General features: G+C 61.7%; 12 protein-coding genes. All 12 read left to right on the plus strand.

All coding sequences use genetic code 11. The annotated features are described in order from the left end of the window. Window positions 1-14 precede the first annotated feature (14 nt). Complete coding sequence (locus HXW87_RS06610; RefSeq protein ID WP_239778617.1) at window positions 15-1,514, plus strand: NAD(P)H-hydrate dehydratase; 1,500 nt, start codon at window positions 15-17, stop codon at window positions 1,512-1,514. Continuing rightward, complete coding sequence (gene tsaE / locus HXW87_RS06615; protein WP_047290977.1) at window positions 1,502-1,972, plus strand: tRNA (adenosine(37)-N6)-threonylcarbamoyltransferase complex ATPase subunit type 1 TsaE; 471 nt, start codon at window positions 1,502-1,504, stop codon at window positions 1,970-1,972. Before HXW87_RS06610 ends, tsaE begins: the two co-directional genes overlap by 13 nt. Window positions 1,973-1,975: 3 nt before the next feature. Next, window positions 1,976-3,403, plus strand: a complete 1,428-nt coding sequence (locus HXW87_RS06620; protein ID WP_218833143.1) for an N-acetylmuramoyl-L-alanine amidase — start codon at window positions 1,976-1,978, stop codon at window positions 3,401-3,403. 5 nt (window positions 3,404-3,408) lie between these two features. Next, window positions 3,409-5,310 (plus strand): DNA mismatch repair endonuclease MutL, encoded by a 1,902-nt coding sequence (gene mutL / locus HXW87_RS06625; RefSeq protein WP_179295002.1) that lies wholly within the window; start codon window positions 3,409-3,411, stop codon window positions 5,308-5,310. Then, the gene (gene miaA, locus HXW87_RS06630; RefSeq protein ID WP_121183419.1) at window positions 5,310-6,281 is read left to right on the plus strand and encodes a tRNA (adenosine(37)-N6)-dimethylallyltransferase MiaA; all 972 of its coding nucleotides are present in this window, start codon (window positions 5,310-5,312) and stop codon (window positions 6,279-6,281) included. Before mutL ends, miaA begins: the two co-directional genes overlap by 1 nt. Before the next feature lie 94 nt (window positions 6,282-6,375). Beyond that, the gene (gene hfq / locus HXW87_RS06635) at window positions 6,376-6,636 is read left to right on the plus strand and encodes an RNA chaperone Hfq (protein WP_003221112.1); all 261 of its coding nucleotides are present in this window, start codon (window positions 6,376-6,378) and stop codon (window positions 6,634-6,636) included. A 12-nt stretch (window positions 6,637-6,648) separates the two neighbouring features. Beyond that, window positions 6,649-7,950: a ribosome rescue GTPase HflX gene (gene hflX / locus HXW87_RS06640; RefSeq protein ID WP_003221114.1), complete on the plus strand. Its 1,302-nt coding sequence runs from the start codon at window positions 6,649-6,651 to the stop codon at window positions 7,948-7,950. A 96-nt stretch (window positions 7,951-8,046) separates the two neighbouring features. Then, entirely contained in the window at window positions 8,047-9,222 is a 1,176-nt protein-coding gene (gene hflK, locus HXW87_RS06645) for an FtsH protease activity modulator HflK (RefSeq protein WP_041065698.1), read from the plus strand. Beyond that, on the plus strand, window positions 9,222-10,091 hold the full coding sequence (gene hflC / locus HXW87_RS06650; protein WP_041065696.1) for a protease modulator HflC: 870 nt from the start codon (window positions 9,222-9,224) through the stop codon (window positions 10,089-10,091). Before hflK ends, hflC begins: the two co-directional genes overlap by 1 nt. Before the next feature lie 313 nt (window positions 10,092-10,404). Continuing rightward, window positions 10,405-11,592: an ATP phosphoribosyltransferase regulatory subunit gene (locus HXW87_RS06655; RefSeq protein ID WP_239778618.1), complete on the plus strand. Its 1,188-nt coding sequence runs from the start codon at window positions 10,405-10,407 to the stop codon at window positions 11,590-11,592. A 54-nt stretch (window positions 11,593-11,646) separates the two neighbouring features. Continuing rightward, on the plus strand, window positions 11,647-12,936 hold the full coding sequence (locus HXW87_RS06660) for an adenylosuccinate synthase (protein ID WP_085711159.1): 1,290 nt from the start codon (window positions 11,647-11,649) through the stop codon (window positions 12,934-12,936). 139 nt (window positions 12,937-13,075) lie between these two features. Beyond that, the gene (locus tag HXW87_RS06665; protein ID WP_121183423.1) at window positions 13,076-15,010 is read left to right on the plus strand and encodes a methyl-accepting chemotaxis protein; all 1,935 of its coding nucleotides are present in this window, start codon (window positions 13,076-13,078) and stop codon (window positions 15,008-15,010) included. The last annotated feature ends 2 nt before the right edge of the window (window positions 15,011-15,012 follow it).

The raw sequence follows: 15,012 nt of genomic DNA on the forward strand, positions 1-15,012 counted from the left end.
GAGCCCGAAGACGCATGCCGCACACGAAAGATGAATTACCCGACGCGCTGTATGGCGCCGCGCAGGTGCGAGCACTCGATGCGCGGTTGATCGCTGCGGGTACGCCGGGCTTCGAATTGATGCAGCGCGCCGCTCATGCGACCTGGCGCGCATTGGTGCGACAGTGGCCTGCGGCGAACCAAATGACTGTGCTTGCCGGGCATGGCAACAACGCCGGTGATGGTTTTCTGATCGCCGCGCTGGCGCACCGGGCCGGTTGGTCGGTGCGAGTACTGGCCGTCGGTGATCCGCAACGCTTGCAGGGCGACGCGGCGCAGGCTTATGCGCAGGCCATCAACGATGGTGTCGCCGTGCTGGGCTGGACCGCGCACAGCGAGCTGCGCGGGGTGATTGTCGATGCCTTGCTCGGCACCGGGCTGACCGGCGATGTACGCGAGCCGTATGCCGCAGCGATCAAGGCAATCAATGCCAGTGGCCTGCCGGTGGTGGCGGTGGATATTCCTTCCGGACTGTCTGCCGATACCGGCCATGTTCTCGGCGTCGCGGTGCGCGCCAACCTTACCGTGACCTTTATCGGCTTGAAGCTCGGCCTGTTCACCGGTGATGCGGCGGATCAGGTCGGGGCGTTGGTGTTTAACGATCTGCAAGCCGCTGCCGACGTCTACCGTGACGTTCCTGCCAGCGCTGTGCGTCTCGTGACGGCTAATCTTCCGCGACTGGCTGCGCGTGCGCCCGCTGCGCATAAAGGGCGCTTCGGGCATTTGCTGTTGATCGGCGGCGATCAGGGGTTTGGCGGGGCGATTCTGCTCAGTTCCGAAACGGCCCTGCGCAGCGGCGCCGGGATGGTGTCGCTGGCAACCCGGCCGGAACATGTCCCGGCAGCGCTGACGCGGATACCGGAAGTCATGGTGCTTGGCACGTCGTCGGCCAATCAGTTGATGGGGCTACTGGAAAAAGTCTCGGTGCTGGTGGTGGGCCCTGGACTTGGACAGGCCAGTTGGGGTCGAGCGCTGTTGTCCGCTGCCGCCAATGCATCGCTGCCACAAGTGTGGGACGCCGACGCGTTGAATCTGCTGGCTGCGGGGTCGGTCAACCTGCCCAAGGATTGCGTGATCACCCCGCATCCGGGCGAAGCAGCGCGCCTGTTGGGGATCAGCACCGCAGAGGTTCAGGCCGATCGTCCGGCCGCCGCGCGAGCGTTGAGCAAGAAATACTCGGCCGTTGTTGTGCTCAAAGGCGCCGGCAGTCTGATCGCCCATCCCGATGGGCGTCTGGCGCTGTGTCATCAAGGCCATCCGGCCATGGCCACTGCTGGCCTGGGCGATGTGCTCGCCGGGTTGACCGGGGCGCTGCTGGCGCAGGGCATGGACGGCTTCGACGCCGCGTGTCTGGCGGTCTGGCTGCACGCCAATGCCGGTGCGCAACAAGGTAAATTCGGCCGTGGGCTGGCGGCCAGTGATCTGATTCCAGTCATTCGTCAGTTGTTGGAGGAGCATGCACCGTGTCTGAAGTAACCCTGTACCTGGCCGATGAACAGGCCATGAGCGACTTTGGCGCACGGATCGCCCGCGTTACCCGGGGCCACGGCCTGATTTTTCTCGAAGGCAACCTGGGCATGGGCAAAACCACTCTGTCGCGGGGCATCATTCGTGGCCTGGGGCACGTTGGCGCGGTAAAAAGTCCGACCTTCACCTTGGTCGAACCCTACGAAATCGGTGACATCCGCGCCTTTCACTTCGATCTGTATCGCCTGGTCGATCCGGAAGAGCTGGAGTTTCTCGGCATCCGCGACTATTTCGAAGACGACGCGCTGTGCCTGATCGAGTGGCCCGATAAAGGTGCAGGCTTTTTGCCAAAGCCTGACCTGACCATTACCATTAGCCCGCAAGACAGCGGGCGTTCGCTGAAAATTTTATCCCAGGGCTCGCGTGGCGACGCCTGGTGTGCCGCTTTGGCATTGGAATCCAATTAAATGATGGGGTTAGGTATGCGCTTTCGCGCGTTGGTGGCTGCCGTTGGACTGATGTTGATGGCAGTGACCGTCAACGCTGTGGCCGAGACAAAGGTCAACAGCGTGCGCCTGTGGCGGGCGCCGGACAACACGCGACTGGTCTTCGACCTGAGCGGCCCGGTGCAGCACAGCGTCTTCACCCTGACCGCACCGGATCGGCTGGTGATCGACATCAACGGCGCCACCCTGGGTGCGCCGCTGAAAGTCTCGACCGCCAACACGCCAATCACCGCGATGCGTTCGGCCCAGCGAACGCCGACCGACCTGCGGGTGGTCATCGACCTGAAAAAAGCCGTCACCCCGAAAAGCTTCTCGCTGGCGCCGAACGCGCAATACGGTAACCGTCTGGTGGTCGACCTGTTCGACAACCCGGCCGATGCGGCGCCGCCGCCAGCTCCGACGCCATCGGTCGCCACCGTGCCGGCCGTGCCGGTCACGCCGTCGGAACCGGCGATCAAGTTGCCACCGGCCCCGGCCGGCAAGCGCGACATCATTGTGGTGATCGACGCCGGCCACGGCGGCGAAGACCCGGGTGCGTCCGGCTCGCGCGGCCAGCGTGAGAAAGACGTGGTGCTGCAGATCGCCCGCGAACTGCAGCGTCAGGTCAACGGCATGAAAGGTTTCCGCGCCGAGCTGACCCGGACCGGCGACTACTTCATCCCGTTGCGCGGCCGTACCGAAATTGCCCGCAAGAAGGGCGCCGACCTGTTTGTTTCGATCCACGCCGACGCCGCGCCGTCTGCAGCAGCCTTCGGTGCCTCGGTGTTTGCCCTGTCCGATCGCGGCGCCACCTCGGAAACCGCCCGTTGGCTGGCTGACAGCGAAAACCGTTCCGACCTGATCGGCGGTGCCGGCAACGTCAGCCTCGACGACAAGGACCGCATGCTCGCCGGTGTGTTGCTCGACCTGTCGATGACCGCGTCGCTGACCTCCAGCCTCAACGTCGGTCAGAAAGTCCTGACCAACATTGGCCGCGTGACCCCGCTGCACAAGCAGCGGGTGGAGCAGGCCGGCTTCATGGTGCTGAAGTCGCCGGACATCCCGTCGATCCTCGTCGAAACCGGATTTATCTCCAACGCCAACGAAGCGAACAAACTCTCGGCATCGAGCCACCAGCAGGCGCTGGCCCGCTCGATCAGCAGCGGCGTGCGCCAGTTCTTCCAGCAGAACCCGCCACCGGGCACCTACATCGCCTGGCTGCGTGACTCCGGCAAGATCGCCCAGGGCCCGCGTGATCACCGCGTAAGCCCGGGCGAAACGCTGGCGATGATTGCGGTGCGTTATCAGGTATCCCCCGCGACGCTGCGTAGCGCCAATAATCTCAGCAGCGATGAGTTGAAGGTCGGTCAGCACCTGACCATCCCTGGCACCGAACTGGCGTCCAAAGAATGAACCAGGTGTTGAACGCTGCGCGCATTGAACTGCTCAGCCCACGGCTGGCGAACCAGATCGCTGCCGGTGAGGTGGTCGAACGCCCGGCTTCGGTGATCAAGGAGTTGCTGGAAAACAGCCTCGACTCCGGTGCCAGGCGCATCGACGTCGATGTCGAACAGGGCGGCGTCAAGCTGCTGCGGGTGCGTGACGACGGCAGCGGTATTTCCGCCGACGACCTGCCGCTGGCGCTGGCCCGTCACGCCACCAGCAAGATCCGCAATCTCGAAGACCTCGAACAGGTGATGAGCCTCGGCTTCCGTGGTGAAGCACTGGCGTCGATCAGTTCCGTGGCGCGCCTGACCCTGACCTCGCGCACCCGCGATGCGGAGCAGGCGTGGCAGGTCGAGACTGAAGGCCGCGACATGGCGCCTCGGGTACAGCCGGCAGCGCATCCGGTCGGTACCTCGGTGGAAGTGCGCGACCTGTTCTTCAACACGCCGGCGCGGCGCAAGTTTCTCAAGACCGAAAAAACCGAATTCGATCACCTGCAAGAAGTGATCAAACGTCTGGCGCTGGCGCGTTTCGACGTCGCCTTCCATCTGCGCCATAACGGCAAGACCATCCTCAGCCTGCACGAGGCCCACGATGATGCGGCCCGCGCCCGGCGGGTGGCGGCGATTTGTGGTTCAGGCTTTTTGGAGCAGGCGCTGCCGATCGAGATCGAGCGCAACGGCTTGCACCTGTGGGGCTGGGTCGGGTTGCCGACTTTCAACCGCAGTCAGGCGGACTTGCAGTATTTTTTCGTGAACGGCCGTGCGGTACGCGACAAACTGGTGGCGCATGCGGTGCGTCAGGCTTATCGCGATGTGCTGTTCAACGGTCGTCATCCGACGTTTGCACTGTTTTTCGAGGTTGATCCGGCGGCGGTGGACGTCAACGTGCACCCGACCAAGCACGAAGTGCGCTTCCGTGACGGGCGCATGGTGCATGACTTCCTTTACGGCACGCTGCACCGTGCGCTGGGCGATGTGCGTCCCGAGGATCAATTGGCCGGTTCCGTGACGACCGCTGTCGTTCGGCCAACGGGCATCGAGGCCGGCGAATTCGGCCCACAGGGTGAAATGCGTCTGGCAGCCAATGCGCTGCTGGAGCAACCGCAAGCGCAACCGGCGTTCAACACGTCTTCGGGCGCCAGCGCTGGCGGCGCTTATCAGTATCAGTACACGCCACGTCCGCAATCGGCGATCCCGCCGGCCGCCGAGGCTCAAGCCGCTTACCGCGAGTTCTTCGCACCGTTGCCGGAAGCGAATGCCAACGCACTGCCGGCCGGTCAGGAAGATATTCCGCCGCTTGGTTACGCACTGGCGCAGCTCAAGGGCATCTACATCCTGTCCGAGAACGCCCAGGGTCTGGTGCTGGTGGACATGCATGCCGCGCATGAGCGGATCATGTACGAACGCCTGAAAATCGCCATGGCCAGCGAAGGTCTCAGCGGCCAGCCGCTGCTGGTGCCGGAGTCACTGGCGGTCAGTCAGCGTGAAGCCGATTGCGCCGAAGAACACGCTGCATGGTTCCAGAAGCTGGGCTTCGAGCTGCAGCGTCTGGGCCCGGAAACGTTGGCGATCCGCCAGATTCCGGCGCTGCTCAAGCAGGCCGAGGCCAATCGGCTGGTGGGTGACGTGTTGTCGGATCTTATGGAATACGGCACCAGCGACCGGATTCAGGCACACCTGAACGAACTGCTCGGGACCATGGCCTGCCACGGTGCGATTCGCGCCAATCGGCGTCTGGCCCTGCCAGAAATGAACGGCCTGCTGCGCGACATGGAAAACACCGAGCGCAGCGGTCAATGCAACCATGGCCGACCGACCTGGACCCAACTGGGCCTGGACGATCTGGACAAACTGTTCCTGCGCGGTCGTTGATGAGCCAGCTTCCTCCAGCGATTTTCCTGATGGGCCCGACCGCTGCGGGCAAGACCGACCTGGCCATCGAGCTGACCAAGGTGCTGCCGTGCGAGCTGATCAGCGTCGACTCGGCGCTGGTCTATCGCGGCATGGACATCGGCACCGCCAAGCCTTCCAGGGAGTTGCTGGCCGAGTTTCCGCACCGGCTGATCGATATTCTCGATCCGGCTGAAGCCTATTCGGCTGCGGATTTCCGTCGCGATGCCCTGCAAGCCATGGCCGAGATCACCGCGCGCGGGAAAATTCCGCTGCTGGTCGGCGGCACCATGCTCTATTACAAGGCGTTGGTTGAAGGCCTGGCGGACATGCCGGCGGCTGATCCTGAAGTCCGCGCACAGATCGAAGAAGAGGCTGCGCGCCTTGGCTGGCAAGCCCTGCACGAGCAGCTGGCGATCATCGATCCGGTGTCGGCGGCACGCATTCACCCGAACGATCCGCAGCGCCTGAGTCGGGCGCTGGAGGTTTATCGGGTCAGCGGTCAGAGCATGACCGCCCTGCGTCAGCAACAATCTGCGCAAAGTACTGAAGCAGCCGCTTCGGGACGGCAACAATTGCCCTATACTGTCGCGAACTTGGCCATTGCTCCGGCAAATCGCCAGGTACTGCACGAACGCATTAAACAAAGATTCACAAATATGCTGGAACAGGGATTCATCGACGAGGTCGTAGCCCTGCGTAAAAGAAGTGACCTGCATGCCGGGTTGCCGTCTATACGTGCGGTAGGCTACCGCCAAGTCTGGGACTACCTGGATGGCAAGCTGTCGTTAGCTGAAATGCAGGAACGCGGCATCATTGCCACGCGTCAATTGGCCAAGCGCCAGTTCACCTGGCTGCGCAGCTGGGAAGAACTGCACTGGCTGGACAGTCTTGATTGCGACAATCTGCCACGCGCCTTGAAATACCTTGGGACCATCTCCATATTGAGCTGAGTCCTTGCAATTGCCGTCTATCCTTGGGGGTGTGGCGGCCAAAGCCATCTGAATTACCTATTTTTATTATTGAATCCTTAAAGGAGTGCGGCACATGTCAAAAGGGCATTCGCTACAAGACCCTTACTTGAATACTTTACGTAAAGAGAAAGTTGGGGTTTCCATCTACCTGGTCAACGGTATCAAACTGCAAGGCACGATCGAGTCGTTCGACCAGTTCGTTATCCTGCTGAAAAACACCGTCAGCCAGATGGTTTACAAACACGCTATCTCGACAGTCGTGCCAGTACGTCCAATTCGTCTGCCTAGCGCAACCGAATCCGATGCAGGTGACGCTGAGCCAGGTAACGCCTGATAGGAGTCTCCTTTGTTCTTTGAGCGCCACGGTGGTGGTGAGCGAGTCATCCTCGTTCACTTGGAAGGTCAGGACCCTGAGGCGCGCGAAGATCCGCAGGAGTTTCAGGAATTGGCTAATTCGGCGGGCGCCGAGACCGTTGCGTTTTTTAACGTACCGCGTCATCGGCCAACCGCCAAATTCCTGATTGGCAGCGGCAAGGTCGAAGAATTACGCGACCTGGTCCATGCCGAGAAGGCCGATCTGGTGATTTTCAATCACATTCTCACGCCCAGTCAGGAACGTAACCTCGAACGTGTTTTCGAGTGTCGCGTGATCGACCGTACCGGCCTGATTCTCGATATCTTTGCCCAGCGCGCGCGTACCCATGAAGGCAAGCTCCAGGTCGAACTGGCCCAGCTTGATCACATGAGCACCCGTCTGGTTCGCGGCTGGACTCACCTTGAGCGTCAGGGTGGCGGTATCGGCATGCGCGGCCCGGGTGAAACCCAGCTCGAAACCGACCGGCGTCTGCTGCGGGTACGTCTGCGTCAGATCAAGGGTCGTCTGGAAAAAGTGCGCAGCCAGCGCGAGCAATCGCGACGCGGCCGCTCCCGTGCGGATATCCCTACCGTGTCTCTGGTGGGCTATACCAACGCCGGTAAATCCACGCTGTTCAATAACGTGACCAAATCCGAGGTGTACGCGGCCGACCAGTTGTTCGCCACGCTGGACCCGACCCTGCGCCGTCTGGAACTGGACGACCTGGGGCCGATTGTTCTCGCGGACACGGTAGGGTTCATTCGGCATTTGCCGCACAAGCTGGTCGAGGCATTTCGGTCTACGCTCGAAGAGTCGAGCAACTCCGACCTGCTGTTGCACGTGATCGACGCGGCCGAGCCGGATCGCATGTTGCAGATCGAGCAGGTGATGGTGGTGCTGGGCGAGATCGGGGCGCAGGACTTGCCGATCCTCGAGGTATACAACAAACTCGATTTGCTTGAAGGCGTTGAGCCACAGATCCAGCGCGATGCCGATGGCAAGCCACAACGGGTCTGGCTGTCGGCGCGTGATGGCACGGGTCTGGAATTGCTTGAGCAAGCCATTGCCGAGTTGCTGGGCAGTGATTTGTTTGTGGGCACATTGCGTTTGCCACAACGGTTCGCTCGACTGCGTGCGCAGTTCTTCGAACTCGGCGCGGTACAGAAAGAAGAACACGACGAAGAAGGCATCTGCCTGCTGGCCGTTCGTTTGCCCCGGGTCGAGTTGAATCGACTGGTAAGCCGCGAAGGATTGCAGCCGATGGAATTCATCGAGCAACACACTTTGCAATAAAAGCCTGGCAAAGCGGTTGTGCCGCAACGGCAGGCATTCTGTAGCATTGGTCGGCGCGCCGTGGGTGCGTCTTTGCTTTATCAGATGGAGAGCGCTATGGCTTGGAATGAGCCGGGTGGCAACTCGAATAATCAGGATCCTTGGGGTGGCAAGCGCCGCAATAACGGCGACCGCAAGGGGCCACCGGATCTCGACGAGGCCTTCCGAAAGCTGCAGGAAAGCCTGAACGGGTTGTTCGGTGGTGGTAAGAAACGCGGTGGTGACGACGGCGGTGGTTCGGGCAGGAGTGGTGGCGGCTTCGGCGGTCTGCTCGGCATCGGCCTCGTCGTGCTGGCGGCTGTCTGGCTGTACAGCGCGGTCTATGTGGTCGACGAGCAGGAGCAAGCCGTGGTGCTGCGCTTCGGCAAGTACTATGAGACCGTCGGCCCTGGCCTGAACATCTACTTCCCGCCGATCGACAAAAAGTACATGGAGAACGTCACGCGTGAGCGTGCCTACACCAAGCAGGGCCAGATGCTGACCGAAGACGAAAACATCGTCGAAGTGCCGCTGACCGTGCAGTACAAGATCAGCAACCTGCAGGATTTCGTGCTGAACGTCGATCAGCCGGAAATCAGCCTGCAGCATGCGACCGACAGCGCCCTGCGCCACGTGGTGGGTTCGACCGCCATGGACCAGGTGCTGACCGAAGGTCGTGAACTGATGGCCAGCGAAATCAAGGAGCGTCTGCAACGTTTCCTCGATACCTATCGCACCGGTATCACCGTCACCCAGGTCAACGTACAGAGCGCAGCGGCACCGCGCGAAGTGCAGGAAGCCTTTGACGATGTGATCCGCGCCCGCGAAGACGAGCAGCGTTCGCGCAACCAGGCGGAAACCTACGCTAACGGCGTTGTGCCGGAAGCCCGTGGTCAGGCCCAGCGTATCCTCGAGGATGCCAACGGTTACCGTGACGAAACGGTCTCGCGCGCCAAGGGTGAGGCAGACCGCTTCACCAAACTGGTCGCCGAGTATCGCAAGGCCCCTGAAGTCACCCGCCAGCGTCTGTACCTGGACACCATGCAGGAAGTCTTCAGCAACACCAGCAAGGTACTCGTGACCGGCAACAAGAACGGCCAGAGCAACCTGCTTTACCTGCCGTTGGACAAGATGATCCAGAACAGTTCGGGCAGCAATGCACCGGTGACCGGTTCGGCCGCCGCCAGCAACAACACGGACGTCGCGCCGCATGTCACTGACCTGCCGCAGACACGTACAAGGGAGAGCCGCTGATGAGCAATAAATCGCTGATCGCCCTGATCGTTGGCGTTGTCGTGGTGTTGGTGGGCTGGAACTGCTTCTACATCGTCGCTCAGACCGAGCGTGCGGTGCTGCTGCAATTCGGTCGTGTGGTTCAGGCTGATGTTCAGCCCGGCCTGCACGTGAAAGTGCCTTACGTTAACCAGGTGCGTAAATTCGACGCACGTCTGATGACGCTGGATGCACCGACACAGCGCTTCCTGACCCTGGAAAAGAAAGCCGTGATGGTCGATGCCTACGCCAAGTGGCGCGTGAAAGATGCCGAGCGCTTCTACACCGCGACTTCCGGCCTCAAGCAAATCGCTGACGAGCGTCTGTCCCGTCGTCTGGAATCCGGTCTGCGTGACCAGTTCGGCAAACGCACCCTGCACGAAGTGGTGTCGGGTGAGCGTGATGCGCTGATGGCTGACATCACCGCGTCGCTGAACAAGATGGCGGAAAAAGAGCTGGGTATCGAAGTCGTCGATGTCCGGGTCAAGGCCATCGATCTGCCGAAAGAAGTGAACCGCAGCGTGTTCGAGCGTATGAGCACCGAGCGTGAGCGTGAAGCTCGCGAGCACCGCGCCAAGGGTAACGAGCTGGCCGAGGGCATCCGTGCCGACGCCGATCGTCAACGCCGCGTGCTGCTGGCTGAAGCCTATCGTGAATCCGAAGAGATTCGCGGTGACGGCGATGCCCAGGCCGCTGCGATCTACTCCAAGGCCTACGGTCAGGATCAGGAGTTCTACGGTTTCTACCGTAGCCTGCGTGCCTACCGTGACAGCTTCGCGAACAAATCCGACGTCATGGTTCTCGACCCAAGCAGCGACTTCTTCCGTTACCTGGAAAAGTCCAAGCCTTGATACGACGTTGACCTGAATCATTCCGCCCGGCGGCTAAAACCTCGGGCGGGGTGATCCTTTGGGAAAACGTGTGTATGATGCGGCAGCCGGGAAATTCCCGGCTTTTTTGCGTCTGCACGTTTGATTGCTGTTTTTTGTTGCAGGCATCGGGTTGAATGGCCCGAGCGTTTTTCGAGGAAAGTGATGGGCGAAGCCGGTAACAGGCCTTTCGCCGCGTCGTTCATGCGCGTGCGTTTTGAACGGTTTGGTCATTTTCTGCTTCACTCAAGGCTCGCCCGCAGGCTGGCCGCCCGGATCAAAGGGGAATGGCGTAATGGCAACGGTAGACCGCTGGCTGCTGCCAGATGGCATCGAAGAAGTACTGCCACCGGAAGCGGCGCGCATTGAAGTCGCGCGTCGTCAGGTGTTGGATCTGTTCCAGAGCTGGGGTTACGAGTTTGTCGTGACTCCCCATATCGAGTACCTGGAATCCCTGCTGACCGGTGCGGGCCAGGACCTGGATCTGCGTACCTTCAAGGTCATCGACCCACAGTCGGGTCGGCAGATGGGTTTCCGCGCCGACATCACGCCGCAAGTGGCGCGCATCGATGCGCATACCCTGCGTCGCGAAGGCCCTAGCCGCTTGTGCTACGCCGGCAGCGTGTTGCATGCCCAGCCGCGTGCGCTGTCGTCCTCGCGCAGCCCGATTCAACTGGGTGCCGAGTTGTACGGCGACGCCAGCCCGAGCAGTGACGTTGAAGTCATCAGCCTGATGCTGGCCATGCTGCAACTGGCCGATGTGCCGGATGTGCACATGGACCTTGGCCATGTCGGCATCTACCGTGGTCTGGCGCGTGCCGCCGGTCTGTCGGGTGAGGTTGAGCAGCAGTTGTTCGATGCGTTGCAACGCAAGGCCATCGACGAGGTCATTACCTTGACCGAAGGCCTGCCGGCCGATCTGTCCGGCATGCTGCGGGCGCTGGTCGACCTGTGTGGTGGCCGGGAAGTACTGAGCGCTGCCCGTGAGCGTCTGGCCAATGCCCCGGCGCCGGTTCTGGATGCGCTGGAAGATTTGCTGGCAATCGCCGAGCGTCTGGCGACGCGCTTCCCGGATCTGCCGCTGTACTTCGATCTGGGCGAGCTGCGCGGCTACCACTACCACACCGGTGTGGTGTTCGCGGTGTTTGTCCCGGGCGTGGGGCAGTCCATCGCTCAGGGCGGTCGTTACGACGACATCGGCGCCGACTTCGGTCGCGCCCGTCCGGCGACCGGCTTCTCTACCGATTTGAAAACCCTGGTGACCCTGGGGCGTGCTGAGATCGAGCTACCGTCTGGCGGTATCTGGATGCCTGACAGTACGGATGCGGCACTCTGGCAGCAGGTTTGCCAGTTGCGCAGTGAGGGTCAGCGTGTCGTTCAGGCATTGCCTGGACAACCTTTGGCCGCCGCCCGTGATGCGGACTGCGACCGGCAATTGATTCAGCAGAACGGGCTTTGGCAAATATCGCCACTGGCTTCTTGAGTTTTCCTGCCGGCCATCGCCGGCACCAAGTTTGCGCGAATGAGGACAAGTGTTATGGGTAAGAATGTCGTAGTCCTGGGCACCCAATGGGGTGATGAGGGCAAAGGCAAGATCGTTGATCTGCTGACCGAACATGCTGCCGCCGTAGTGCGCTACCAAGGTGGCCACAACGCTGGCCACACCCTGGTGATCGACGGCGAGAAAACCGTCTTGCACCTGATCCCGTCGGGTGTGCTGCGCGAAGGCGTGCAGTGCCTGATCGGCAACGGCGTGGTGGTTGCACCTGACGCCCTGCTGCGTGAGATCACCAAGCTGGAAGAGAAAGGCGTACCGGTGCGCGAGCGCCTGCGTATCAGCCCGTCCTGCCCGCTGATCCTGTCCTTCCACGTGGCGCTGGACCAGGCCCGTGAAAAAGCCCGTGGCGAGCTGAAGATCGGTACCACCGGTCGCGGCATCGGCCCGGCTTACGAAGACAAGGTTGCCCGCCGTGGCCTGCGCGTCGGCGACCTGCTGAACATGCCGCGTTTCGAAGACAAGCTGCGTGAACTGGTGGATTACCACAACTTCATGCTGGTCGGTTACTACAAAGAGCCGGCCATCGAGTTCGAAAAGACCCTGGCCGAGTGCAAGGAATACGCCGAGCTGCTCAAGCCGCTGATGCTCGACGTGACTGCCGAGCTGCACGACCTGCGTCGCGCCGGCAAAGACATCATGTTCGAAGGCGCTCAGGGTTCGCTGCTCGACATCGACCACGGTACCTACCCGTACGTGACCAGCTCCAACACCACCGCCGGTGGCGTGGCGACCGGCTCGGGCGTTGGTCCGATGTTCCTCGACTACATCCTGGGCATCACCAAGGCTTACACCACTCGCGTCGGTTCGGGTCCATTCCCGACTGAGCTGTTCGACGAAGTGGGCGCGCACCTGGCCAAGCAAGGTCACGAGTTCGGCGCGACCACCGGCCGTGCTCGTCGTTGCGGCTGGTTCGACGCCGTTATCCTGCGTCGCGCTATCGATGTGAACAGCATCTCGGGCATCTGCCTGACCAAGCTGGACGTCCTCGATGGTCTGGAAACCATCAACATCTGCACCGGCTACAAGGACGCGCAAGGCAATGCCGTAGCGCCGACCGACGCTGACAGCTACGTGGGCCTGCAGCCTGTGTACGAAGAAGTGCCGGGCTGGACCGAATCGACCGTGGGTGCCAAAACCCTGGAAGAGCTGCCAGCTAACGCTCGTGCCTACATCAAACGCGTTGAAGAGTTGATCGGCGCGCCGATCGACATTATTTCGACGGGTCCGGATCGCAACGAAACCATCGTTCTGCGTCATCCGTTCGCTTGATAAGTCGTTGATGTAAAAAACAAAGGCCCCTTCATCGGGGCCTTTGTCGTTTATGCCTGTTGGACGGCATGACCTTTGCTGTAAATCTTCCTACAAGAGTGCCATCAAATTAATGGCGTCAGACGTAGAGGGATTCACAGTGTCGGCCGTTCTCTCACTGTTACAAAGCCGTTTGTTGCGGCCCGTATTCGTTACCCTTGGTATCGCCCTTTTGGTGCAAGTGCTGGTGGCAGTCGCCCTGACACGAAGCACGGTCACGGCGCTGGAAGCCGACCTCGGCACTCGTCTGGGTGCTGATAGCCAGAAGCTTTCAAGCGAGCTGGAGCAGGCCGGGCGTGAAGTCACCTCCAGCCTCGACAACCTTTCCTCAAGTACCCGGCAACGTCTGACCGCTGGTCTGTCCGCGCGTCTGAAGGATGAGCAGGCACAACTGCGTGCGACGCTGGAAAAAGACCTGAAGGATTCGGCCAATGACATGGCCCAGTTGCTCGCCTCAGTGGCGCCACGCGCCATGTGGGACAGCGACGTGCCGACCCTGTCGGAATTCGCCCGCCGCGCCCAGCGCAATCCCAACGTGCTGTTCGTGGTTTACGACGACGCCACCGGACAACACCTGACGCGTTATCTCAATCGCGAAAACCCCATCAACAAAGCCCTGCTGGAAAAAGGCCAGGGCGAGCGTGCGCTGGACAAGGTGCTGGACGCGGCGAAGAACGATCCGTCGGTCTATTACCTCGAAGCGTCGATCAACCCTAACGGCGTGGAAATCGGCAAGGTGCTGATGGGCGTCTCGACCGCGTCGGTGGAAACCGATCTGGCGGCGCTCGACCAGCGCTTCTCGGCGCTGATCGCCAGCAGTGATCAACTGGTGGGCGACAGCCTCAAAGGCGCAGCAGCGGACAGCGCGACTGCGATGCAGGCACGCCTGCAGTCCGCGCAATCCACCGCTGCCGAAATGAAAGCCAATACCAGCAGCACCGTGCAGGATGCCGCCGCGACCTTGCGCTGGCGGATCGGCATGGGCCTGGCGCTGGTCGGTTGCGGCGTGTTGCTGTTGCTGGCGGTGGTGCTCGGGCATCGAGTGGTCAATCGCCTGAAAATGCTCAACGCAGCGATGGACGATCTGGCGGCGGGCGAGGGCGACCTGACCAAGCGCGTGCAGATCAACAGCAAGGACGAGATCGGCGACATGGCCTCGGCAGTCAATCGCTTTGTGGATAAGTTGCAGCCGATCGTGCGCGAGGCGGGCGATGTGGCCCAGCGTACCGGCGTGGAGATCGGTGCGATGACCCTGCGCAACGCCGGTGCCGATGCCGCGGCCGGGATGCAGCGTGATGAAGTGGCCGAGAGCCTGCGCGCGCTGTCGCAGATGGCCGACGAAGCACAATCGGAAAGCCATGCCATGCAGGCGGCGTTGAAGCAGGTGGTGGATATTCGCCAGGCCACCGATGAAAACACTCGCACCTCGGCGAAGGTCGGCAGTTTGATCGAGGCGCTGGCCGGGCAGGTCGACACCGGGGCGAAAGTCATCGAGCGACTGGCGCAGCAGAGCGAACAGATTGAAGTGGTGTTGACGGTGATTCACGGCATCGCCGAGCAGACCAACCTGTTGGCCTTGAACGCGGCGATCGAAGCGGCGCGGGCCGGTGAGACCGGGCGCGGTTTTGCGGTGGTTGCGGATGAAGTGCGCGCCTTGGCGAGCAAGACGCAAAGCTCGACGGGCGATATCCAGGCGCACATCGTCGCGTTGCAGCAAGGCGCGCGTGAGGCGGTCGAGGCGATTGGTCAGGCCGGGCGGCAGGCCAGCGAAGGGTTGCTGGTGTTACGCGACAGCGCACGGTTGCAGCAGTCAGTGCAGGCATCGGTCGAGCAGGTGCACGCGGCGATTGGTCTGGCGACGCAGGCGGCGGCGCATCAGGCGCAGGGCGCGCAGGCAGTGCGCGGGCGGGTCGAGACGATTCATGCACAGGCCGAGAAAGCGGCGCAAGCGGTGGTGGAAACCACGGCCAGTGGCAAGGTGCTGGATGGGTTGGCGGCGCAGTTGAAGGCCAGCCTCGGACAGTTCAGGGCTTAAAT

Origin of the sequence: Pseudomonas sp. Y5-11 (genome assembly GCF_022368695.1) — a bacterium.
GTDB lineage: Bacteria > Pseudomonadota > Gammaproteobacteria > Pseudomonadales > Pseudomonadaceae > Aquipseudomonas > Aquipseudomonas parakoreensis.